The organism is Bremerella sp. TYQ1, from assembly GCF_020150455.1.
Classification (GTDB): Bacteria; Planctomycetota; Planctomycetia; order Pirellulales; family Pirellulaceae; genus Bremerella; species Bremerella volcania_A.
Window position 1 is genome coordinate 6085693 of sequence record NZ_CP083740.1, and the last position, 24497, is coordinate 6110189.

Annotated in this window: 19 protein-coding genes; 4 read left to right on the plus strand and 15 right to left on the minus strand. The window is 53.8% G+C overall.

The window, feature by feature from the left end; translation table 11 throughout:
* Positions 1 to 13 precede the first annotated feature (13 nt).
* The gene (locus tag LA756_RS24785) at positions 14 to 1264 is read left to right on the plus strand and encodes a hypothetical protein (protein ID WP_224437405.1); all 1251 of its coding nucleotides are present in this window, start codon (positions 14 to 16) and stop codon (positions 1262 to 1264) included.
* A gap of 317 nt (positions 1265 to 1581) precedes the next feature.
* On the opposite strand, the gene fliM is transcribed toward LA756_RS24785, so the two are convergent.
* The 13 genes from fliM to LA756_RS24850 all read right to left on the minus strand — a co-directional run bounded on the left by fliM (position 1582) and on the right by LA756_RS24850 (position 16069).
* Positions 1582 to 2613: a flagellar motor switch protein FliM gene (gene fliM / locus LA756_RS24790; RefSeq protein ID WP_224437406.1), complete on the minus strand. Its 1032-nt coding sequence runs from the start codon at positions 2611 to 2613 to the stop codon at positions 1582 to 1584.
* Between the two features lie 42 nt (positions 2614 to 2655).
* Positions 2656 to 3930 carry a glutamate-5-semialdehyde dehydrogenase gene (locus tag LA756_RS24795; protein ID WP_224437407.1) on the minus strand — a complete coding sequence of 425 codons (1275 nt, stop codon included), beginning with the start codon at positions 3928 to 3930 and terminating at the stop codon, positions 2656 to 2658.
* Between the two features lie 152 nt (positions 3931 to 4082).
* Positions 4083 to 5000 carry a dihydropteroate synthase gene (folP, locus tag LA756_RS24800; RefSeq protein WP_224437408.1) on the minus strand — a complete coding sequence of 306 codons (918 nt, stop codon included), beginning with the start codon at positions 4998 to 5000 and terminating at the stop codon, positions 4083 to 4085.
* A gap of 44 nt (positions 5001 to 5044) precedes the next feature.
* On the minus strand, positions 5045 to 5596 hold the full coding sequence (gene lptE / locus LA756_RS24805; RefSeq protein ID WP_224437409.1) for an LPS assembly lipoprotein LptE: 552 nt from the start codon (positions 5594 to 5596) through the stop codon (positions 5045 to 5047).
* A gap of 22 nt (positions 5597 to 5618) precedes the next feature.
* On the minus strand, positions 5619 to 6905 hold the full coding sequence (gene bamD, locus LA756_RS24810; protein WP_224437410.1) for an outer membrane protein assembly factor BamD: 1287 nt from the start codon (positions 6903 to 6905) through the stop codon (positions 5619 to 5621).
* Positions 6906 to 6944: 39 nt separating this feature from the next.
* Entirely contained in the window at positions 6945 to 7697 is a 753-nt protein-coding gene (gene recO / locus LA756_RS24815; RefSeq protein WP_224437411.1) for a DNA repair protein RecO, read from the minus strand.
* 35 nt (positions 7698 to 7732) lie between these two features.
* Positions 7733 to 9028: a hemolysin family protein gene (locus LA756_RS24820; RefSeq protein WP_224440434.1), complete on the minus strand. Its 1296-nt coding sequence runs from the start codon at positions 9026 to 9028 to the stop codon at positions 7733 to 7735.
* Positions 9029 to 9031: 3 nt separating this feature from the next.
* Positions 9032 to 9514: an rRNA maturation RNase YbeY gene (gene ybeY, locus LA756_RS24825; RefSeq protein WP_224437412.1), complete on the minus strand. Its 483-nt coding sequence runs from the start codon at positions 9512 to 9514 to the stop codon at positions 9032 to 9034.
* A gap of 10 nt (positions 9515 to 9524) precedes the next feature.
* Positions 9525 to 11630 carry an HD family phosphohydrolase gene (locus LA756_RS24830; protein ID WP_224437413.1) on the minus strand — a complete coding sequence of 702 codons (2106 nt, stop codon included), beginning with the start codon at positions 11628 to 11630 and terminating at the stop codon, positions 9525 to 9527.
* A 183-nt stretch (positions 11631 to 11813) separates the two neighbouring features.
* Positions 11814 to 12776, minus strand: a complete 963-nt coding sequence (locus tag LA756_RS24835; RefSeq protein ID WP_224437414.1) for a PhoH family protein — start codon at positions 12774 to 12776, stop codon at positions 11814 to 11816.
* A gap of 183 nt (positions 12777 to 12959) precedes the next feature.
* Positions 12960 to 13877, minus strand: coding sequence for a phosphatidate cytidylyltransferase (locus tag LA756_RS24840; RefSeq protein WP_224437415.1), 918 nt, complete (start codon positions 13875 to 13877; stop codon positions 12960 to 12962).
* The gene (locus LA756_RS24845) at positions 13859 to 14572 is read right to left on the minus strand and encodes an isoprenyl transferase (RefSeq protein ID WP_315858366.1); all 714 of its coding nucleotides are present in this window, start codon (positions 14570 to 14572) and stop codon (positions 13859 to 13861) included. Before LA756_RS24845 ends, LA756_RS24840 begins: the two co-directional genes overlap by 19 nt.
* Positions 14573 to 14758: 186 nt before the next feature.
* A complete protein-coding gene (locus LA756_RS24850) occupies positions 14759 to 16069 on the minus strand; it encodes an adenylosuccinate synthase (protein WP_224437417.1) in 1311 nt (436 codons plus the stop codon).
* A 223-nt stretch (positions 16070 to 16292) separates the two neighbouring features.
* On the opposite strand from LA756_RS24850, the gene LA756_RS24855 reads away from it, so the two are divergent.
* A complete protein-coding gene (locus tag LA756_RS24855; protein ID WP_224437418.1) occupies positions 16293 to 17885 on the plus strand; it encodes a C25 family cysteine peptidase in 1593 nt (530 codons plus the stop codon).
* A 64-nt stretch (positions 17886 to 17949) separates the two neighbouring features.
* Here the strand turns inward: LA756_RS24855 and LA756_RS24860 are convergent, their stop codons facing one another.
* Entirely contained in the window at positions 17950 to 18090 is a 141-nt protein-coding gene (locus LA756_RS24860; RefSeq protein WP_224437419.1) for a hypothetical protein, read from the minus strand.
* Positions 18091 to 18114: 24 nt separating this feature from the next.
* Between LA756_RS24860 and LA756_RS24865 the strand changes: the two genes are divergently transcribed.
* On the plus strand, positions 18115 to 21210 hold the full coding sequence (locus LA756_RS24865; protein ID WP_224437420.1) for a PSD1 and planctomycete cytochrome C domain-containing protein: 3096 nt from the start codon (positions 18115 to 18117) through the stop codon (positions 21208 to 21210).
* 32 nt (positions 21211 to 21242) lie between these two features.
* Complete coding sequence (locus LA756_RS24870; RefSeq protein WP_224437421.1) at positions 21243 to 22706, plus strand: DUF1501 domain-containing protein; 1464 nt, start codon at positions 21243 to 21245, stop codon at positions 22704 to 22706.
* Between the two features lie 171 nt (positions 22707 to 22877).
* Here the strand turns inward: LA756_RS24870 and LA756_RS24875 are convergent, their stop codons facing one another.
* Positions 22878 to 24161, minus strand: coding sequence for a hypothetical protein (locus LA756_RS24875; protein ID WP_224437422.1), 1284 nt, complete (start codon positions 24159 to 24161; stop codon positions 22878 to 22880).
* Between the last annotated feature and the right edge of the window lie 336 nt (positions 24162 to 24497).

Sequence of the window (24497 nt, forward strand, 5' to 3'; positions counted from 1 at the left end):
TTGGTGCTCAACCATGTCTCCTCTCTCGCCTAAAGATCTTCAACCTCGTCCCTCGCAAGATCCTCGTCCCGTTGGTACTGTTTCTGTCGAACAAGCCATCTTCACGTCGGCCCGTACGTCGCAGAAAGATGGCTACCAGTTGGTCGCCTGGAGTCCCGGGATCAGCAGCGAAGATGCCCGACAACTGGCCGTCTGGGGGCCTGCCCACGATTCGATGATCGTGGACGATCCTACCGACGTCAGTTTGAACTTCCATCCCTTGGGCGATGGCAAGTTCTGCATCTCGCGCACGATGCTTGGTTTGGCCGAATATAGCGGACGAGGTGGCCGCCAGGTCTACACGCACTGTTTCGTTTTGAAAGCCGACGCGTTTGCCCGCTTCCATAATGATCCGTTTCGCGTTCTTTCCGCAGCACTCGCCATCCACGATCTGCGACCAGGCGCGAAATTGCCGACCGACTTACCGACGCTCTCCATGCTCCCCTCCGGCGGTCCTGTCGACGCAGGACTGATCCGGTTTTTCGATTCGCCACTGCAGCAACAAACGCTCGTGGCGTGGACGCATCAAGCAATGACGTCCGAAAAGTTGATGTTCACCGGCAGCTATAACGATCGTTTTCTGACGGTCTTCTTCAACTTGCTGCCGGTTTCGATTCGTCCGAAGTTCTCGTTCTCGACAAGGCTGCGTTATTCGCCCCGTCGCGAGTTCCGCTTGATTGGCCTGGCCAACAATAAGGACGAGCAAAAGAAGGCCGCACGACAGGAAGGCTGCAGTGCGTTTCAGTTCGATCTTCCACCACGCACGCCGGAAGCCTCGCGACATCCGTGGGCCACGTGGGTGCAAGTCGCACTATGTCATCGCGAGCCTGACGAGACGGCCCGCATGATTAGTGAGATTCCCCTTTCAACGCGCCTGGAAGATTTGTCCGCGATCGGAAATCGGTTGCGAGTCGCGATGTCGGCCAAGCGAAAGAAGGGGAACGCCGAAGCGAAAGAAGCCGCTGCACCCGTCGTTGTACCGGAAGATAACACCGACCGTGACGAACTGCTGCAATTGGTCGAGAGGGCATTGGATGGCGACGTGACTGCCCTGGAGCGATTGAACGCCACGTGGTGTGCCCAGCCAGATCGGAAGCTGGAATCGTTGCGTCAGGACTGCGCGCGACATTTCGTGCATCTTTCCAAGCAGCGAAGTCATGCCCCAGGATCGAAGGAAGCAATCGCGGTTGAAATTCTAAGTTTGATTCTTCGCGCGACGCCCTGACGAAGGCTGACGCTGTGCCGCTTTCGTGCCCCTTAAATTCTTGCCCCATGTCAAAAGCTTGCCAACGCGCACTATTGTAACGAAGTATTGACCAAGCGTACAAAAAGTATTTGGTAAAAATACAGAAGTGTTGACGTTATGGTGTCGGTATCTGCGTGGTTATCGCCCTGGTCCGGTACAAAAATAAGGGCGTGATCTCCGACTTGCCTTTTTCACGCAGCGGAAAGAAGCGATAAACCTCGGGAAAAACGAGGTTTTCCGAGTTCGCTTGGACAGTGTGATATAATGCCAAGCGAGTCTCTTAAGAGGCCGCAAAACTAAGGCTTCGGCGGCTTTCGTTCATAGCTGCGTTCGATCTGAATAGCCTTCCGCCCCTTGAAGGCTCCGGCGAATGCCTGGAACGTTGGAGTGCCGTTGACGTTGACCTGAAGCGGCGTACGAGCATCTTTTTCGGTCGTGATGACGTCTCCCACGCGAAGATCGAGCAGCTCTTCCATGGTGATGTTGGTTTCGGCCAGGATGACGTCGAGTTCGACTTGCGCTTTGTCGAGATGAACGCCAAGCGAAGCCTTCGATTCTGGAGTTGCTTCGCTACTGCCGTAAGCAAACCAGGTGTTGGCGGTCAGCTTATTGCTGATCCGTTCGATCGAGTTGAACGGGATACATAGGTTGATCATCCCGCGAACATCGCCGATCGCCAGCTCGAAGCTGACCAGCACAACGACTTCGTTCGGCGGCACAATTTGAACAAGCTGAGGATTGCTTTCGACGCGTACGACGCGGAGGTCGAGCGGTAAAACGTTTTCCCACGCCTCTTTCAATTCGGCGAGGAAGAGGTCGGAGATACGCGAGACAAGCGTCAGTTCGATTTCGGTCAGTGGCCGACGCGAAGCAGGCGTACTTTCCTTACCACCACCGAGCAAACGATCGATGATCGGGTAAAGGATGGAAGGGTTGATATCAAGGATCAAGTTCCCTTCCAGTGGTTCGGCAACGAGCAGATTGAAGCAGCTGGGGTTTTCGAGACTGAAAACGAATTCGCTGTAAGTCAGCTGATCGACGCTCGTCAGTTTGACTTCGACAATCGATCGCAGAAGCGCCGATAGCGCCGCTCCGAAGTTGCGGCTGAAGCCCTCGTGCATCGACTGCAGGGCACGCATCTGGTCTTTGCCGACACGTTCAGGGCGTTTGAAATCGTACGGCGTGATTTTTTCGCGACCACGCATCGAGCGAGCAGGAGCCGCTTCGGCAGCCGCCGCGGACGGGGCACCAGCAGCGGGCTCCGCGCTGGTTTCCATCGCGTTGAGAAGGCTTTCGACTTCTGCCTGGCTTAGAACGTTGTCAGCCATGAATCACTCCTTTGATTCACCAAGACCGATCACGAAGGACGCTTACTTCCGTACGTGACCTTCCCCCATGACGATATATTTGTAGCTAGTCAACGCTTCGATGCCACATGGCCCGCGAGCGTGGAACTTGTCGGTACTGATGCCGATTTCGGCCCCCAGACCGAACTCGCCGCCATCGTTGAAACGCGTACTTGCGTTGACCATGACGGCCGAACTGTCGATCTGAGCCGAGAATTTTCGACTCGCGGCGAGGTTTTCCGTGATGATCGACTCGGTGTGTTTCGAGCTGTGCTGGTTAATGTGGGCGATCGCTTGATCGATGTCATCAACAACTTTCACCGAAATCGTCGGACCGAGGTACTCGGTGTAAAAGTCGTCGTCGGTTGCTGCGGTAGCGGTGGATACGATCGCACAAGTCGCGTCGTCCCCACGCATTTCGACCCCTTCCTTTGCGAACGCCTCGGCAATTCGTGGCAGGAAGTCATCCGCGACGGCCTGGTGAACGACCAGTGATTCGGCCGCATTACAAACACCGTAGCGATGGCACTTGCTGTTCACGGTGATCGAAACGGCCATGTCCAGATCGGCCGCTTGGTCGACGTACACGTGGCAGTTGCCCGCGAAGTGCTTGATGACCGGCATCGTGGCTTCGTCGCAAACGCGGCGAATCAGTCCTTCGCCGCCACGCGGAATGGCGACGTCGATGAATTGATCGAGCTTCAGAAAATGACCCACTGCCGCACGATCGGTCGTCGAAACCAATTGCAGAGCGTCGGCGGGAATGCCGAAGTCTGTTGCTTTGTCTTGCAGGATTCGCACGATAGCCTGGGAAGAATAAATCGCTTCCTTGCCGCCACGCAGGATCACAGCGTTGCCACTTTTGACACAAATGGCGGCCGCATCGGCAGTCACATTAGGACGCGACTCGTAAATGAAGAAGACGACGCCCAGTGGAACCTGGATCTTCTGAATGGCCAAACCGTTCGGGCGAACGGACGATTCGATGGTCGCTCCGATTGGATCGGGGAACATCGCGATTTCTTCCAGGGCGGAGGCAATGCCTTCAACGCGATCCTGGGTAAGTCGCAGGCGATCGATTTGTGCGTCGGTCAAACCATACTGCGGAGCGTTTGCGATGTCTTTCTCATTGGCTTCGGCGATGGCCGGGTAGCTCGCACGAAGGGCATCCGCCGAGGCGCGAAGCCAATCGTTCTTGGCCTGTCCAGAAACGGTGGCCAGAACGCGGGAAGCAGCTTGGGCTTTTTCCGCCGTTTCGCGGCAGTAAGTCGTTAAGTCGAGATCGTCAGCAATCGCCATTAGTCAAACCTTGAGAAACATTTCGTCCAACGTGGGATTATCCCCAGAACGGGACGCGGGGTCAATGCGAAAGGTTCGTTTTGAGATGACGGAGAAGATCGCTTAAGTTGTTGTCAGATAAACGTTTGCAGGCAGCGAAGAGGCTGCGCCGGTTAAGCTTCTGGCAATTCATGGGGGACGCCATCGACGCCTCCGCAAGCGACAAACGCGTCTAAAGCTTCCTTGGTCGACTTGATTTCATGCACTCGGATGATCTGAACGCCAAGTCGAGCCAACGCCAACGTGGCTCCCACAGTCGCCGCAGTACGGTCCTTATCCTTATCGCCAAGGATTTTCGCCAGAAAGCCTTTTCGAGAATGTCCGACGAGCAAAGGGCAACCCAGGGTGTGGAATTCGTCACATTGAGCCATCAGATCAAGATTGTGCTGATGGGTCTTGCCGAAGCCAATTCCTGGATCGAGGCAAATTTTGCTGCGATCGATCCCCGCATACCGAAGTTGACGGTAACGGTTTTGTAGGTAGTCGAAGATATCGAGCACGACGTCGTCGTACTCGGGGTTATCTTGCATCGTTTGCGGAGTGCCCTGCATGTGCATGGCACAAACGCCGACGCCTGTATCAACGGCAAGAGGGACCATCGCTGGATCGAATTCAAGTCCGCTGACGTCGTTGATAATCTCGGCACCAGCTGCGATTGCTTCCTTGGCAACGGCCGCTTTTGTGGTGTCGATGGAAATCGGAATCTGAAGCGATTCCGACAAGGCTTGAATCACTGGAGCAACGCGGCGAATTTCCTCTTCCTCCGAGACAGGATCGGAATAGGGCCGTGTGCTTTCACCACCGATGTCGAGAATGGACGCTCCTTCCGCTTCCATCTGCAGGGCTCGATCGACGGCGGCATTTTTATCAATCCACTTACCCCCGTCTGAAAAGCTGTCGGGAGTCACGTTCAATATGCCCATCAGCATCGGCGTACGATCGAAACGCAAAACCTGCGTACGAAGCTGCCACGTCAACGCGCGATAGGGATAACGCTGGGCGAGGGTCGTGCTATGCGGAGTCGATCTCATGGCAGAAAGTGTACCAAAAGAGGGGGGCGTGCAAACCCGGCTTTCTACCAGGGGGCCTGCATGTGGCGAACCACCTGGCGGGCGAATTCGTCGATCGCTTCCTGCTGGGCAGTGACCATCGATTGGCCTGGCTCGGGGTACAGAATTCCCGTGGCCGTAATGGTTTCGTTCATCAGCACTGGAGCAGTTCCCAGAGCCGCCGGCTGACGAACGAGTTGACCTCGCTGGTCGATCCATTCGTACTGAATCTGGAAGCTCTCCTGTAGAATACGCGGATCGTCGTTTCCGTTGACCCCTTGTACGAACTTGTCGTCGACGACCAAGCTGCCTCGCAAAACACTGTCTGCCGACTGCGCATCCACCACTTTGAAGGGAGTTGTCGATTCGATTTCTTTGACAACTGCCTCGGTAATTCGTTCACCCAAGTCAGGTCGAAAACTTCCTGACCGGAATATTGGAACGTGAACCGTACGGATATCAGGCCGGTAGAGACTGCGATTGCCGATCTGGTAATGAACGCACCCGATCTGACTGACGAGCGCGATGAAAGCTGCTGAAAGCAGGATGAGTCGAGTTGGATTTCGCAGATCGTGCATCAAATGTTTTCGTATTGCGAACCTAACGGGTTTCGGTATCGCCATCAGGACGCGTGGCAATGTTCTCGATCGGTGTCGCTGCAGCTTGTGGCAAGTCCTTCTTGCGATCTAGCCAGCTATACAGGAACTCGGCCGGTGGTGCGGGCGAACCAGGGAAATCTTTGATTTCAGCAATTCGTTCTTTGGCCGCGTCTGCCATGTTCGAGGAAGGGAACTTTTTGATGATTTCACTGTAGTAGTGATGAGCCCCTTGGTATTCGCGTCGTCGATCGTAAAAGGCTGCTTTGAACCACATTCGCTCTGCCTGAGCGGCGCGAATGTCGAAGTCGAGCTTCTCGATGACTTCCATGTTCTCTTGCGTTTTATCAGGGAACTGGCGCTTGATTCGAGTCAGCAGCTTTTCCGCCTCTTCCAGTGGTTTGCCGTCGTATTCGGCACCTTGGTAGACTTTCATTTTCGTTACCACACCCAGATAGTGAGCGGTGAACTGATGCTCGCTGGTTGGGAAGTTTTCGCGGAGGTCGGTATAGAATCGGTCGGCCGATTCAAAATTGGCTTCACGGAAATGAGCATTGGCCGCCGCAAGTGTAGCATCGTCGGCCAACTCGCCGGTCGGGTCGTCTAAGCGGATCAAGTCAAACAGTTTGATCGCATTGCCGAAACGATCGAAAAGTGGCAACTGTTCGTCAGTCAGGTTCGGTTGAATCGCCCATGATCGTTCTTGCGTGTGGCGATCGAGCCAGTAGCGAGCAAGCTTGAATCGTCGATTGCCGACGGCATCGAGGTGCTTGGTGTTGGGGTACTTTTTGACCAACTGGTCGTACTGTTTCGTGGCGTCAGGATAGTTGTCGAGGAAGAAGTAGCATTCGCCGGCATACATCAACGCGTCTTCTTCCAACGTCGACTCCTGATGATAGGTGCCTGCACGTTCAAACATGCCAGCCGCTTCGTTCAGTTTGGCTCGTTTGTCGGCACCATCGGATGCCATGCCTTGCTCGTAGAGGGCTTCCGCTTGCGAGAAGAGCTTTTTCGCCAACGCTCGATTTTCTGAAGCATTGCCAGTGAGCTCCATTGTCTTGGCACCAACCCCAGTTGGGTCCCACCACGACTTTTCAGAGACCTGTTCCGAGTCGGGCGATTGGCCCCGTTGGACGGATTCTTCTTCGTAGCTGACCTGCGAGATTTCGCTCGTCATAGGGTTGTAAGCCCCTGGCGGAGGAACAGGATCGCGCTGGCCGAAGTTCATGCAACCTATCGCTGACGTAGCCGACAGAATGCCGAAGGTGACGATCGTGGTGGTTTTCATCATCGAGGACTTCCTTGCCCTATGCGTGGTCCAACCCGTTGTTCAGATCGAAAGAATTCGGAGGAATTCTCGCAATCTGGGTGTCTTGCCCAGGGTATGGCTGAGGTATCGATTGACGAGTGCTCGGACCTCCATGGCCAAGCGTGATGGAATTTCCGTTGATTGCCATCGCTCGTCTTCTGCGGCGTAAATTGACAAAAGGTGAAGTGAATCGACCGCCACATCGATGACTTGACGATGACCACTTCGTGCTCTTCTCGACAGTACGCCACCGGCGAGTAGTCCAAAGGGAGTACGTCCCCGCTCCGGGATCGGTTCGCCAGTTTCGACACAATGGGTCAGTTCCGGCAGTTGTCCCAAATAGCGGAGCAGCATCATCTCGAACCGCAACACCAAAGGCGCGACATCCTGAAGGTTATTCAACCGATCTAATATTTCCTCGGCCAAGTGAAAGACTTCCGGATGGGGATCGGAGTGGTCGGTCATCTGCGTTAACAGCTCGGCCACGTAGTAACCGGCATACAAATGTTCGACACTCTTCTGCCCAGCTCGAAATCTTCGTTCGACCTTCGCTTCGGTCAACAAGTCCAGGCTGTCGCTTTTTTTGTGGAGGAAGACTATTCGACTTACGGTCAAAACGTCAAGAGCAGACTCGAACGAGCTTTTGGGACGCTTGCACCCCTTTGCTAGCGCCGTGATCTTGCCGAAATCCTCGGTAAAGAGCGTGACGATCGAGGAAGTCTCGCTGAAGTCGACGGTGCGAATGACGATTGCTAGCGACTTTTCCGCCGACATACGATCAAGAGTTTTCTACGGTGAAATGCTGGCAACTATGCCGGCTGGACTTTGTTTTGCCGTGATCGGACCAGGCGAAGCTGATGAATTCGACGACGGTCAGAGGCGACGACCTGAATGGAAACATCTCCCACTTGAAGCTGTTCGCCCGGTTTGGGGATGCGTTTCATTTCGTGAATCACCAAACCGCCGATGGTATCGTAGTCGTCTTCTTCCGGGAGTTCCATGCCCAGGATTTCGTTGATGTCCTCGACATGTGCTTTCCCGGTGACGTCCGCTTCTTCGTCAGAAACCTGAATGATCCCGTTGTCCGTTTCGTCGATGTCATGTTCGTCGACAATTTCACCAACGATCTCTTCCAACACGTCTTCGATGGTTACCAATCCGGTGACAGCATGATACTCGTCGACTACCAAAGCCAAGTGGGTTCGCTTGCGGAGAAAATATTTCAGCAGTTCACTGACCGTCATACTTTGTGGAACATGAATGACGGGGCGAGCTAGCTCCAGTAGCGACTTGCGAGTCGATTCCGGTCGAGCAAGTTCCGGCAACAAGTCTTTGACGTACAATAGGCCCGCGAAATTGTCACGAGTGCCATCCCATATCGGAATGCGAGTACGTCCCGTCTTCGAGATAAACTCGACGATTTCCCACCAAGGCGTCGTTGCCGCAAGCGAGTCGATTTCGCTACGTGGCGTCATAATGCTGGTGGTTTCGGTATCGTCGAGATCCATCACCCCTTCGATCATTTCTCGGGCATCTTCTTCAATATGCCCTTCGCGAATTGCTTCAGTGACAATCGTGCGGATCTCTTCTTCAAACTCTTCTTCCTCGTCGGCAGGTTCATCTTCGATGCCTGCGGCCCGCTTCATTACGCCACCCAGGAAGTCGACCCCGTACGTAACAGGATAAAAGACCGTGCTGACTGCAGCCCAAACCGGCCATGTGAAATAAATGAAAGCGGGGCCGAAGTGTTCTGCAACTGCCCAGGGAAGCCAGACCATTGCCGTCATCAAAACAAGCGTTACGCCAACGACATCGCCGATGAAAGTTACGGTGTCCAGCAATGATTCTTCACGAAATCCGAGAAGCCAAGCTTGGCTTGAAATTAGAAAGATTGCCAAGCTGAGCACTTGCAAGGCCTGCGCTGCAAGAGCAGCAAGTTCATGATTTTCATGGATCGTGCTGAACAGACGAGGTCGGTCTCGCTTTTCGCAAAACTCTTCCAAGTCGTGCCAAAGCATATCAGGCAGAATCGTAGAAGCGATCGATGACAGGATCAGTACCAGCAGACTGGAGGTAGAAAGCCAGACGAACAGCGTCGGTCCCATCACCTAGGTCGCTCCTGAATTAGGGGAACTTGTTTCGGAAGCTTGAGCGGCATACTCGATGCCCAACTTGGCCAGGTAATGCTTTTCCAACCGACGCATCTCGGCACGATCTTCGTCGGAATGATCATCGTAGCCGGTCAAATGCAAGCAGCCATGAACGACGTATAACGTCATTTCATGCTCGGCGGTCCAGCCATGCTGCTGAGCTTCTTCCGCGGCATACTCGGCGCTGATCATGATCTCGCCAGAAAGAAACCCATCGTCATCATCCATCGGAAAGGTAATGACGTCGGTCGGGTAGTCGTGCTGCAGGAACCGATTGTTGAACTCGTGAATTTCGGTATTGTCGACGACGGCAATGCCAACTTCGCCGCGTGGAAAACCTTCGCCAGAGAAAACCTCTTGGACTGCTTGCTCGAACAGTTCCATCGGTACCGAAAACTGGTTTTGGCGATTGGATAAATTGATTTCGTATTCGGAGGACATCAGTCTCGCTTTACGCAGGCTGCGAACTTGGATACTTCACGCGGCCATGATAGACCGCGGTCAGGCTTTTCGTCACGCTCGATTGGATCTGACGCAGTTCGCGAAGCGTCAGGCCGCACTCATCAAATTGACCGTCCAGCAGACGTTTCATGGAAAGCTCTTCGACAAGAGCTTCAATTCTAGCGGAAGTTGGTTCCACCAAAGTGCGGCAAGCACTTTCAACCGCGTCACAAATCATTAGAACCGCAGCTTCTTTGGTTTGCGGCTTGGGCCCTGGATAGCGATAGATCGTTTCATCGACCTCGCGTTCGTCGGGATTCGATTCGACTTTGGCACTCGCGACGCGGTAAAAATACTCGACAAGCGTCGTCCCGTGATGCTGCTCAATGAAATCGATGATGGCTCGCGGAAGCCGGTTTTGGCGTGCAAGGTCGGCACCATCTTTCACGTGAGCAATGATGACGAGCGTGCTGATGGCGGGGTTCAAGCCTTCGTGACGATTGTCCGAAGCGTTTTGATTCTCGATGAAGTACTCTGGCTTCATCATTTTGCCAATGTCATGAAAGTACGCCCCGACGCGGACCAAGAGACCGTTCGCGCCGATCGCATCGGCGGCAGACTCTGCGATCGAAGCAACCGTAATGGAGTGGTTGTAAGTTCCGGGAGCACGTTGAGCGAGCTTCTGTAACAACGGATGAGCCGCATCGCCTAGTTCCAAAAGGCTGATATCGGTCAGGATTCCATAAGCCTTCTCCACAAATGGCAGCAAGCCGGTCATCAGAAAACCAGAGCCTAACGCGTAGACCCCTTGCCATGCGGCCGCTTGAAGAAGAGCCATCGTTGCCGGCTGACCGGAAACAATGCTCACACCATACTTCGTTGTAAACGCCACGACACCGGCCCACATGCCGACATAGATCAGCTTGTTGCGGCTACGAATTCGATTCATCGATAGCGTTGCGGCACTGCAAGTGGCAGTGATTGTTACGAATGCAATTAGCCCGGTTCCGCTGGTAAGCACGATCGCCAAGCTAACGCATGCGGTGACTAAAAGGGCAAACTCCTGGCGATACACAATGGAAATTGTCATCGCTAAGAGCATCGCCGGAATCAATTCTGCCTGCCAACGATCGTCAAACCAATACCCGAGTGCAATCGCCGAGCAGACAGGAATCAGGAAAAGTAGGTACTCGTTGAGATCTCGCAAGATCGTGGGGCATTTGAACACCAGATAAATGGCACAAAGGGCCCCCAAGGCGTAATACATGCCAAGGATCGCAAGCGAATAGATCGTCTTGGAGAAGAAGTTTCGCTGATCAATATAGGCGCGGTGTTCTGCGTGCAGTAGGTCGATCGCAGGTCCATCCAGCGGCTTGCCTGGGAGTACGACCGCGTCTTTGGTTGAATAGATATGCATAACCGGATCGACGGCAGCCACCGCTTTTTCACGTTCTTTCGAAGTGGCGACTTTATCAATCGTCAGCGTGCCAGGCAGGTTTTTTTCGACCCAATAGTCAACGGCCTCGACAAGGAATTTGATGTTCTCCCCTTTGGCCAATTCTTCGAGCTCCAATTGAAGGCTCTTACGAATCTTCTCGAGGACTTGGGCTTTGAGGACATCGTTTTGGGAAATGATTTGCTGGTTGGCATTCGGCCCTGGCGTTACAACGATAATGCTGGCGGCTTGCCCCTGCTTTTCTTCTAGCTGCTCCGGCGACATGATCCCGCGCGACGCGTACGGCTTGAGGGCGGCCTCTATACGTTGTTCAAAAGCATTTAGCATGCCTTCGCGAGCGAACAGCGATTTAAGCTTCTGGAATTGCTCCTCCCTTTCCATCGGGCTGAGCGGAGCTACTTCGTCGTCTGCAATGGGAAAGAACTCGTTCCAGAGTCGTTCGACTTCTGCGTCGAACTGCTTGGCAGTCGTCAATTGAACAATGATCGACTGCAGCTTGGCGCGAAGCTGATCGAGTCGTGAAGGATCGTTTTGGTAAACCGACTTGGCTTCGTTCTCGGCATCTCGTTCTGCTTTGGCGGTCGCTAGTGGATCGAGCACCGAAAACTGAACGCGAGGATGGATCTCTGCTGGAGGAACAAACCCAGGTCGATATTGCATCGCCGGGTTCCAGGCTCCCGTTACGAGCCAAAGGGCGACCGCCGCGAAAAGCGCGCATGCGAGATAAAGAAGCTTGTCGGGATGCGATAGCTCCGAGATAAACCTGCGGAACGTTCCCGGGGGAAGCTCTAGTGTTGCAACGTGTTTGGCACGTTTTTTCGTCTTGCCTGGCTGAGCCATGATTTAGTTGCCTTCGCTTGCGGGCTCGTTGTCCGAGTCCGTTTCGTAGGCATCCACGATCTTTTGGACCAGCGGGTGACGCTGGATATCTGCGTTGCTTAACTCGACGCGAGCGATTCCTTCGATATTGCGAAGGCGATACAGGGCATCTGTCAAACCACTTCGCACGCGAGGTGGCAAATCGTTCTGGGTGATGTCACCGCTGATGACCATCCGCGAATCTTTACCCATTCGCGTGAGGAACATTTTCATCTGAGCGCTGGTCGTATTCTGGGCTTCGTCCAGAATTATGAATGCATTCTTTAACGTACGACCACGCATGAACGCCAACGGGACCACTTCGATAACATCGGTCGCCATGTACTGGGTAATCAGATTCGGCTCCATCATTTCCGTGAGCGAATCGAGCATGGGCCGCAAATATGGATTGATCTTTTCATACAGCGTGCCTGGCAGGAAGCCGAGCTGTTCGCCAGCTTCAACGGCCGGTCGTACGAGCACGATCTTACCGATCCGGTTTTCTAGTAACGCTTCGACCGCCATGGCAACGGCCAGATAGGTTTTACCGGTCCCCGCAGGACCGAGCGCGAACACCATGTTGTGATTGCGAATTGCTTCAACGTAGGTGGCCTGGCCAGGGGTGCGGGGCTTGACCGCTCCACCCTTCTGAAAAGTGGAGATCGGAATGGTTTTGCGAGGAATGGGCCCGCCGTTGATTTCGGCCAAAGCCTCGTCCAGATCTTCCTTCAACAACGCACCATTGCGTTCCAAGCGATGACGCAGGTCTTCAACCACTTTCATGGCTTTGACGACGTTGCGTTCTTCGCCAGAAATGCTGACGCGCTCGTCGCGATGCGTAATCGTTACGTTCAGCGAATCACGGATACGCCTAAGGTGCTGATCACGGCTGCCGAAAAGTTGAAGGACCGATGCGTGGTCCAAAAATTTGATCGTCGCTTCGTACATCGATTGGGCAATACCTATTGCCTTATCCTGGGAAGAAGGATTCCTACGTCAAAATATAGACAATGTTTCTCGCCTGGGAATGATCAATGTCTTCAGGCGAATTGTAACGTGTTATAGGGTAAAGAGTTAACTATTTGTCGTTAATTGGCAGGCAGCCGGTGGATTCTACGCATTTTGCATAACTTAACGACTAGGACCGACAATACCGAGTTCCCAGCACAGAAGTGCGACCGGAGCTCCGAGCAGCATCGAGTCGAGAACGTCGAGAACTCCGCCGAGGCCAATCAGCCATTTACTGGAGTCTTTCGTCTCCATGTCCCGCTTAAACATCGACTCTGCCAGATCGCCCAGCATGCCAGCCGGCGAAACCAGCAAAGCAAAGAGGAGCCAGCCAAATGGGATGCCTCCGACGGGGCCGCCGATCATCCACGGTCCCACCCACTCGAACATGACGTAGCTACCCAGACACGAAGCCGCGAGGCCGCCGAGGGTACCTTCCAGCGTTTTGCCAGGCGATAGGCGTGGGACAAGTTTCGTACGTCCGAAGTTCGAACCAATAAAATAGGCACCGATATCAGAGATCTTCACGACGACAATCATCGACAACAGAGCAAACATGCCGAGTGCGTTCGCCACATCGGTATCGTCTCCGACAAGCCTCAAACGAATGATGAAGCTGAGCAGGCCACCGACGTAATAAATCGCGAAGATCGTCAATCCTAAATGGATCATCGAATGCCCTGGCTTTTCGTACCGGCGCATTTCTCCCAGGATCGCGAGCACCGCCCCAAACGCAAGCGTATACAGAATCCATTTCGCCTGTTCGATTAAGGACGGAATGGTTGAGCCTGGCCACCAAATCGGCAAGCTTGCCGCGAGAAGCACAAGGAAAGAACCGAGATGGCATGACCAGCCAATGGGATGCAACTGCTTGGCGCGAAGCAGATCCAGGATTTCTTCTGCAGCTAAAACGCCTAGCAGAAGAACGAGTGGCAGCAGCCACAAACCGGGTCTGCCAAAGTTGTATTCATAGTCGAGCCAAGAAAGTCCGCAGAGAGGCAGAATTATGGCAATCGATCCAATCAATCGCCACTTGAGCACGTGTCGCCTCCTGAGGAGTCTTGATTGGTAAGTCCGCCAAACCGGCGGTCGCGTGACGCAAAGTTTTCGATCGCATCACGCAGCGTTTCTTCGCGAAACTCCGGCCAGCATAAGTCGGTTACCCAAAGTTCGGAGTAACTGATTTGCCACAGCAGGAAGTTGCTAATCCGCATTTCTCCGGCTGTGCGAATCATCAAATCAGGATCAGGCATTCCCCGCGTATAAAGATGATCGGCGATGGTCTCTTCCGTGACATCGTCGGCGGACAGGCTGCCGTTCTTTACGCTTTGGGCAATGCATCGAACCGCGTCGACCATCTCGGCGCGTCCGCCGTAGTTGATAGCCAGGCAGAGCGTCGTGCCGGTATTTTTTGAGCTTAGCTCGATGGTCTTGTCCATCTCGCGCTGGACCTGATCGGGAATTCCATCACGACGGCCAATGATCTTCACGCGGACGTTCTGTTTCATGATCGTCGAGCGTTCTTCGATCATGTACTGCTCGAGCAGGTGCATCAGGAAGTCGAGCTCGTGCTGAGGACGTTTCCAGTTTTCACTAGAAAGACAGTACAGCGTCAACTGGCTGATCTTCAGTCGGGCACATTCTTCTACGGTGGCCCGGACCGAATGCACACCACGACGGTGCCCTTCAATCCGTGGAAGTCCCTGGCGTTGCGCCCAGCGTCCGTTGCCATCCATGATGACGGCGATGTGCTTGGGAAAACGCTCCTGGGGAAGGTCTTCGATAGGATGTCGCGCTGTCGTTGCCGTTTTGGACACGTCGCTCGTAGGGGCCGTTAGGGACAGAATCGGGGTCTCGTATGCTCGAGACCCTATTATGACTCGTCTTCCGCTTGCATTTCAACGCGGGTTTGGCCGAACGTTTTAGGTGGCAGCCAACTTCAGAACGTCTTTGGTGAAGATCGTTTGCTTGCGATCGGGACCAACGGAAACGACGCCAACAGGAAATCCAACGAGCTGTTCGATGCGGCGGACGTAGGCCAGAGCGTTTTCAGGCAGATCGTCCAGCGAACGTGCTTCGGTGATTTCTTCCTTCCAGCCTGGCAGCGTTTCGTAAACAGGCTTCACGTTGCGAAGATCGTCGACATGTGAAGGGAATCGCGTAATTTGCTCGCCGTCCAGTTCGTAGGCCACACAAACTTTGAGTTCGTCAAACGTCGAAAGAACGTCCAGCATCATCAACGAAAGGACATCGATACCGCTGATTCGAGCCGTGTAACGAACAGCAACAGCGTCGAACCAACCGGTTCGGCGAGGCCGGCCGGTGGTGGTACCAAACTCGTTGCCTCGTTTGCGGATCTTCTCGCCGATTTCGTCATGAAGTTCCGTGGGGAAGGGACCCCCACCGACGCGAGTACTGTAAGCTTTTGCCACGCCGATCACTTGATCGATGTGCTTCGCAGGAACGCCGGCCCCTGCCGATGCACCCACGCCAGAACTGTTGCTGCTGGTCACAAACGGATAGGTACCATGGTCGACGTCGAGTAAGGCGCCTTGGGCACCTTCGAACAGGATCGTCTTTTGATCGTCGACAGCGTTCAGCAGCACGTCGGTCGAATCGCACACAAACGGACGAAGGCGTTCGGCATAACCGGCGAATTCTTCGTAGATTTTCGCGGGATCGAGTGGCTCGAATTGGCCGTCTTCATACATGCTGGCGATCGTGCGATTCTTCTTTTCGCAGATCATAAAGACTTTGTCTTTGAAGTTCGGTCGCATCATATCGCCAAGGCGAATTGCGTAGCTGCGGCCAACTTTGTCGCGATAGCAAGGGCCGATGCCGCGGAGGGTCGTGCCGATATTCTCGCCGTCGGCGGTTCCCTGGTTCATCGCGCGGTCTTCGGCAATGTGCCAAGGGAAGATGATATGCGAACGATCGCTCAATTTCATGTTGTCGATCGTCACGCCGCGATCGGTCAGCCCGTCCATCTCGCCTAGTAGGATTGGCGGGTTGATGACCACGCCGGCGGTGATGACGTTCAATACATCGCTGCGCAAGATACCGCTGGGAATATGGTGCAACTTGTAGACGTTTTCTCCGTCCACCACCGTATGGCCGGCATTCGCACCGCCCAAAAATCGGGCGACGATATCGTGTTGCTGGGTCAAAAGATCGACGAGTTTCCCTTTGGCCTCGTCACCCCACTGCAAACCAATAACACACGAACCAGCCACAAACCTTCTCCAGTGATAGCAATTAAATCCGGACGAACCCAACTAGTGTAGCGCGAAGCGGGGGAGATGGTCAACGAGGCACCAATGCGGTGTGGCGCCATTCTGGGGGAATTCGACTTCATTCTCGCGGGGCAAACCGATACACTCCCCAATGTCGGGCAATTTTGACGTTTGGCCCGATTTCAGCCCTTTTTCCTTCTTTCCCACCTTAGTACCCGCCGAAATGTCGTCCATTTTTGTTTTGACATTGCTGATGGCCTTGCCGGGAGCTGCTCCTGAGGAAGGTTTCGATACGCTGGTCGTTTGTCCGGAAAGCTATGTCGAAACCATGCGTCCCTGGTTCGAATACCGGATGAATCAAGGGCATCGAATTGGGGTAGTTACCGAAACATCTTCAAAGGAAAAAATCCGGGCCTCGATTCGCGAGGCGTCGGAGAAGGGCCCGCTGAGTCAGGTCTTACTTGTGGGAGACGTAATTAGCGACCAGTCAGATGGCGTCGGTATTCCTGTTCATTATCAGAAAGCGGTCGTCAACGTTCACTTCGGTTCCGAGCCTGAGATCCCGACCGACAACTACTACGCCGACTTAAACGACGATCAAGTGCCGGATATTGCCGTCGGGCGGTTTTCGGTTCAAAACAAAGAGCAACTCGAAGCGATCATTGCCAAAACGATTGCCTATGAAACCAAGCTTGCCAGTGGAGATTGGCAGCGGCGTTTGCATTTCGTGGCTGGGCTTGGGGGCTTTGGTTCAGTCGTTGATACGATGATGGAAACGGTTACGAAGAAGTTTCTTACTGACGAAATTCCCCCGCACTTCGATGCCGTAGTGGCCCAGGGAAGCTGGCAAAGTATCTATTGTCCTGATCCACGGGAGTTCCGCGACGAAGTGGTTCGTCAGCTTAACGATGGGGGATTGTTTTGGGTCTACATGGGGCATGGCCATGTCGAACACCTCGATTACGTCCGTGTACCAAACGACGCGTTTCCGATTCTTTCTACGAAAGATACGCTTGCATTAAGGAATGAAACGTCCAATCCGATTGCCATATTTCTTTCGTGTTATACCGGGGCTTTCGATGCTCCGCGCGATTGCCTCGGCGAACAGCTGCATCGCGCTGAAGGTGGTCCTGTCGCGGTTTACGCCGGTTCCCGGGTAACGATGCCATACGCAATGAGCGTGATGGGGACCGAAATGCTGCAGCAGTATTTTCAAGAAAAACAGCCCACGCTCGGCGGTTTGATTTTGCAAGCTAAGCGGGAGTCGGTTCGACTCCAAGGCAAAACTGGCAACCGTAAGATGCTCGACACGATGGCCAGCTTGATCAGTCCGAAACCAGAGTTGTTGAATGAGGAACGCGCCGAGCATTTGGCATTATTCAACTTGCTCGGAGATCCGCTACTGCGATTGCCGCATGCATCACCGGTAGAGCTTACGCTTCCTAAATCGGCAGAACCTGGTGGTACGATCGAAGTTGTCGGCAAGACATCCGTTCCGGGCAAAGTGCACATTGAACTGGTTTGCCGTCGCGATGGCTGTGTTGTCCCGCTGCAGAAGCGATCGACGTACGATCCACGGCACGATCTGCTTTCGCAGTACACCGATGTCTATCAATCGGCCAACGATCGGCTTTGGCAGGTAATCGACTTGGAAGGTATCGAGAGCGAGTTCTCGGCTTCGCTGGAGATTCCCGAGGATTGCCATGGCCCATGCCATGTGAGGGTTTGGGTCGAGGGCGATTCGCAAGTTGGGTTGGGGTCCCAAGATATCTCGATTCAACCAATTCGACTCGCCGAAGAAGCCTCGAGCGAATAAATCCCCGGTTTTCCAGGCATTTATCTAGGCACTTCACTGATACAGTACGTCTTCGCTGTAGTTTCTAAGAAATCATTTCTTCAAACTCTTGATCGATGGTGTAAGATAAGTGTAGAGTGATTTGCAAATCGGGCATTGCTTGCTCGGTATGCCAGTCGGCACTCGACGTGTTGGCTGCGATCTCGCTTTCCCGCCACCTTGCCAACCTCCCCTTCCTTGGGATGTTCTCATGACTTCGCTACGGTTTTGTAGCATCGTGCGATCGATGCGTTACTTCGCGGTTTGTTCCGCGTTGATGGTAATTCCTCAGATTGCTTTCGCGGAAGAGTCCGCTGAGATTGATTTCAACCAAGATATTCGCCCGCTGCTGTCGGATCGGTGCTACTCGTGCCATGGTCCTGATGAGAATCATCGCGAGGGGGGCGTTCGGTTCGATTTGGCCGAAAGCGTTCTGGGGGAAGCTGATTCCGGCATGATCCCCATCGTGCCAGGCAAGCCAGACGAAAGCGAAATGCTGGCTCGAATCCTCACGAAGGACGCGTCGATGCAGATGCCTCCACCAGACTCGAACAAGAGTTTGAACCCGGATGAGATCGCCAAGATCAAGCTGTGGATCGAGCGAGGAGCCAAGTTTCAATCGCATTGGTCGTTTGTCGTTCCTGAAAAATCAGATGTGCCAGAAACCGACTTCCCTGAATGGAACCAAACCGAGATCGATCGATTTCTGGCCAGCCGTCTCAAAAAGGAAGGGCTGACTCCCAGCAAACCAGCCGACAAGCTTTCCTTGATTCGCCGCGTTACGTTCACGCTCACTGGTCTTCCGCCGACACCGGAAGAGGTCGATGCTTATTTGAAAGACGATTCGCCGGAAGCGTACGAGAAATTGGTCGATCGCTTACTGGCTTCGCCGCAATATGGCGAGCACATGGCTCGGCATTGGCTCGATGCCGCTCGTTACGCTGACACGCATGGCTTGCACTTGGATAACTTCCGCGAAATGTGGATGTATCGCGATTGGGTGATTCAATCGTTGAACGACAACAAGCCGTACGATGTCTTTCTTACGGAACAACTGGCGGGCGATTTGTTGCCGAATCCATCTTGGGGGCAGCAAGTCGCTTCAGGGTTTAATCGCTGTAATGTCACGACGAATGAAGGCGGTTCGATTAAAGCCGAAGTGAAGATGCGAAACGTGAACGATCGCGTTGTCACGACAGGGACAGTCTTCATGGGACTGACCATGGACTGCACCCGCTGTCACGACCATAAGTACGACCCGCTGAAGCAAAAAGACTTCTACGCGATGTACGCGTTTTTCAACAGCATCGATGGCAACCCGATGGATGGGAATGTCAAAGATCATGCTCCCATGGTTTACTCGAAGGAAGCTGTCCAGGAGCTTGCAGAACTCGACACAAAACTGGCTGAAAAACGCGAGGAAATTAAGTCAACTCTCGCCAAAGTCGAGTATGAAGATCCAGGAGTAGAGGTCGATAATCCCGAAATTGAGCCAGAAGAAATCATCTGGCTCGACGACGAAATCCCAGGTAAAGCGACCGTCAGTGGTAACTATGGCTGGGTCACGAAGCCGGAGCCAGTCTTCAGCGGTGAAAAATCCGCCAAGCGTACCGCCGAAGGGAATCAGCAGGTCTACTTTATCGGTACCGATCAACCGATCACCGTTTACAAAGGGGATACGCTTTTCGGTTACGTTTATCTCGACCCTGAAAACCCTCCCAAGGAAGTGATGTTCCAGTGGAATGACGGCGATTGGGATCAACGGGCCTACTGGGGTGAAGACCGTATTCCGTATGGCAACAACGGCAAAACGAAGCATCGTATCGGTGACTTGCCTGAGACTGGGAAGTGGGTTCGCCTTGAAGTACCGATCGAACAGATTGGCTTGAAAGAAGGGGCCAAGATTAACGGTTGGGCATTCACGCAGTGGGACGGTACGGTCTACTGGGATAACGCCGGCTACGTGACGAAGTATGGCAAAAAGCCAGAGTTCAAGTCGCTCGCTGCTTGGACAGAATTCGCCACGAAGTCGCCAGCATCTCTAGATCCCGAAAACAAGCCTGTCACCGCGATCTTGAAAAAGGATGCGGACAAACGAACCGAAGAAGAAAACGGCAAGCTTCGCAATTACTTCCTCGAATACGTTTGCCAAGACACGCAGGAAACATTCGATAAGCTTCGCGGTGAATTGAAATCGATGACCGACCGCCAGGCCGAGATTCGTAAGACTTCGCCCACTACGCTTGTCTACAAAGAAGCTGCTAAGCCGGTCGCCGCTCATATCTTGGAACGTGGCGAATACGATCAAATTGGCGAGGAAGTTACTCGGGACGTCCCTGGCTTTCTGCCGCCGATGACGGAAGAAATGCCAAAGGATCGACTCGGACTTGCCATGTGGTTGCTCGACACGAGTCATCCGCTGACGGCTCGTGTTGCCGTGAATCGATATTGGCAGCACGTCTTCGGAGTCGGCCTGGTAAAGACCTCCGAGGACTTCGGTTCGCAGGGCAGTGTTCCGAGCCATCCCAAACTGCTGGATAATTTGGCGATCGAGTTCCGCGAAAGTGGTTGGGATATCAAGAAGTTGATGAAGCGGATGGTGATGACTTCCGCGTTCCAGCAGTCGTCGCAGTTGACGCCTGAACTGGTAAGTAAGGACCCCGAGAATCGTTTGCTTGCTCGTGGCCCCCGCTTCCGTTTGGATGCCGAAGCACTTCGCGATCAGGCGTTGGCCATGAGTGGATTGCTGGTCGACAAAATCGGCGGCCCATCGGTGAAGCCACCACAGCCAGATGGTCTGTGGAAAGCGGTCGGATACTCCGGCAGCAACACGGTGCAGTTCAAAGCTGACGAAGGGCACGAGAAAGTTCATCGACGAACGCTATACACGTTTATTAAACGAACCGCATTAGCGCCGCAAATGAGCACCTTCGACGCCCCGAATCGTGAGTCTTGCACGGTTCGTCGTGAACGAACGAATACACCGCTTCAGGCGTTGTTGCTACTAAACGATCCACAGTACGTGGAAGCTGCGGTAGCACTGGCGAAGCGGACCATGGATGAAGGAGGTTCCGATCCTACATCCAAAGTGACCTACCTGGTTTCGCTGACGTTGTTGAATCCCGAGAACGAAGTGCAGCAGAAAGAACTGGAATCGCTTTACTTCGATAGCTTGACCTACTTCCAGAAAAATCCGGAAGCTGCCACCAAGCTGGTTGGCGAAGACGAAACACCAGCCGAGCTCGCAGCTTGGGCGATCGTTTGCAATACGATCCTCAACCTCGACGAAGTTGTCACTCAGCGGTAAGCCCACTTTGAATTCCTCCAAGGACCACCGTAATGGATCCTCATAGCGAATATATCCAAGCAATCACACGCCGGCACTTCTTCCAAAAAGGAGCTCTTGGGCTGGGCGCTGCAGCGTTGGCTTCGATGACCAATCTGCCTGCCGAAGCGGCCAAGCTGCCGAGTTCTGGGATTGGCGGATTGCCCACGCTTCCGCATTTCGCACCGAAGGCAAAACGGGCTATTTACCTTTTCATGGCGGGTGCTCCATGTCAGATGGACTTGTTCGACTACAAGCCGAAAATGGCCGAGTGGTACGACAAGGATTTGCCGGAATCGATTCGGCAAGGGCAACGTCTGACCACGATGACGTCCGGGCAAAGCCGTTTTCCGATTGCTCCTTCCAAGTTCAAGTTTTCGCCCCACGGCGAAAATGGCACGATGGTCAGCGAATTGCTGCCGTACCATGCGAAGATGGTGGACGACATCGCGATCGTGAAATCGGTTCATACCGAAGCCATCAACCACGATCCGGCCATCACATACATCTGTACCGGTAACCAATTGCCTGGTCGGCCAAGTCTTGGATCGTGGTTAAGCTACGGCCTCGGTTCAATGAACGCCAACTTGCCGACTTTTGTCGTGATGACTCCAAATTGGAGCGGACGTCAGCAAGCTCAGGCACTTTACAATCGACTATGGGGTGCCGGTTTCCTACCGTCGAAGCATTCGGCGGTGACACTTCGCAAGTCAGGCGATCCGATTCTGTTTCTCTCCAACCCGGAGGGGATCGATGGTTCGCTGCGTCGGCGAATGCTCGATAGCGTCTCGAAGATCAATCAGGAAACGTATCGGCTCTCTGGCGATCCTGAAACGCAGTCTCGTATTTCGCAGTACGAGATGGCATTCCGAATGCAGTCTTCGGTGCCGGAGTTGGTCGATCTCTCGAAGGAAACTCAAGCTACGCTCGATATGTACGGACCCGAGGTCAGCAAGCCTGGCTCGTTTGCCGCAAGTTGTTTACTTGCCCGACGGATGGTTGAACGAGATGTGCGTTTCGTGCAGATCTTCCATCGCGGATGGGACCAGCATGGCAATGTGGCCCGCGATCTTCCGGCTCAGGCCAAAGATGTCGATCAAGCTGCATGGGCGTTGATTCAAGACCTGAAAATGCGAGGCATGTTAGACGACACGTTGGTCGTATGGGGTGGTGAATTTGGGCGTACGATCTATAGCCAAGGGGGATTGTCCAAAGAGAATTACGGCCGCGATCACCATCCTCGCTGCTTCACCGTTTGGATGGCTGGCGGGGGAATCAAGCCAGGTCTCGTTCACGGCGAAACGGATGATTTCAGTTATAATATTGTCAAAGATCCAGTCCACATTTCGGACATGAACGCGACGATCTTGCACTGCTTGGGCATCGACCATCGAAAGTTGTCGGTTCCGTTCCAGGGACTCGACGTCAAACTGACCGGGGTTGAAGAACGGCACCCGGTCAAAGAGTTGCTTCTATAGCGTTGGCCGGAATTTTCGATTCCGGTCAAAGCCGCCGACATTTTTTCTGGGCTTGTTCGCTTACCGAGAAGAGGAGAGCCACGGTTTGCCACGGGCGGCAAGCGAACGTCCCATTGTTTAAGCCACGGTTGTCGGCGGCTTATCGCACTTGGGGCGGATGCACCGCCGAGCTTACTTGGCTCGGCTGATGTACATCGGGATCTCGACTTCCGGCTTGGAAGCTTCGATCATCTGCTTGGCACGATCCTTCGCGTTGACCAACTTGCCGGAGTCTTGCGGAGTGGTCATCTGACGGAACTGCGTGGCCAATTGTTCCACCGCAGGTTGCATCAGTACGATCTCGGCAAGTTCCGATCGAAGGTCAGCCGAACTGCCCAGGACCGCAACCATCGTCTTGTTCAAACCCGTCACCAGGTCAACGTTTTCGACCAAAGCTGGGACGCAGTCGTCCAGGCGAACCACTTGGTTTTCGATCTCGTCGATCTTGTGCAAGTTCTCTTGGGCTTTGGCGATCTTGTCTTCCTGCGAGTTCAGGAAGTCAACGAGCCAGGCCATTTCGTCCATGTTCTTCGTTGCCGAAGTCGTTTGGTTACGCACATCTTTGATGCGAGTGTTCAAACGAATCGCTTCGTAGGAAAGCTGCGTGGCAGCGTCGAGCGTGTCGGCCAGTTTCTTGACTTGCAAGTCCATCGATTTCTGGTCGTGCAGAATCGACTGAACGTTTGCGAGAACCAGGTTCGACTGCTCGGTGTCGACGGCCAACTGTTGGACGCGATCTTGATTGATTGCCAGCGAATCGATCGCACGACCAGTGGCGCCCGACTGAGCAGCGAGGTCGCAAATGGCGTTTTGCAATTGCCAGTGCGAATCGACCGTGGCGGTCAGTTCCGGCATCAAGCATTGCTGGTTAATCAGCTGCTGCTGCACAAGTTCCAGCGAAGCCAAAGCATCTTGGGCTTGATAGATGTCAGCGCCATTGCGGCCAAGTCGAGCGGCGAGCGATTCAAGCTCGTTCACTTTTTGCTGAGCGGCGACAAGCTTCAAGTTGGCTTTGTCCAAGTCGCTTTGCAGCGTGCTCAGCTTCTTAGCGGTCGCTTCGGCCGAAACAAGCTTCGCCGACAAGCGAGCGATTTCGTCGTGCAGGTTGTCCGAACGCTGCACCGTTTGACCGGCCTTGTAAAGCTTGCTGCTTTGTTCTTCCAATCGAGACAACAGCGAGTTGGTTCGATTCGTTACGTCTTGAAAACCTGTGAGCTGATTGAGGGGATGGTGCGTCGCTTTGACTTCCTTACGAACTTCAGCAAGTTGTTTGACGACATCCTGTTGTAGCCAAAACTGGGTGATCCCCACACCCAACGTGATTCCTAGAACTAGACAGAATCCACCGATGATTCCCGGGTTGTGCGTGGCCCAACCAAAGTCCGAATCATCCCCATAACGTTCATTAATCGGCATATGAAACTCCTCCGTGTATAAATGGCAACGTCCGTGCTCTTCGCGAGCACTTATGTTATCGAAATGCATGACGTGTTCGGAAAAGTCATCCGCCAGCGATTCCCAAAGGTTTACTAGCAGGCCGCACCCATCACCCAAATAACCGACACAGCCTGACCGTTATGTAAAGAGCCAGTGAATCTCTTTACCTGACAGTCAACTTCTCACATTTTGCTCCTTCGACGCCGCGCTAATCGTCCTAAGCAGAACAATCGCCACAGCTTCCGGTGAGCACTTTGTGACCACTCGGGTGGGGTGGGCTTTGCGAATCGTATACGGATTCGACTGTAAATAACT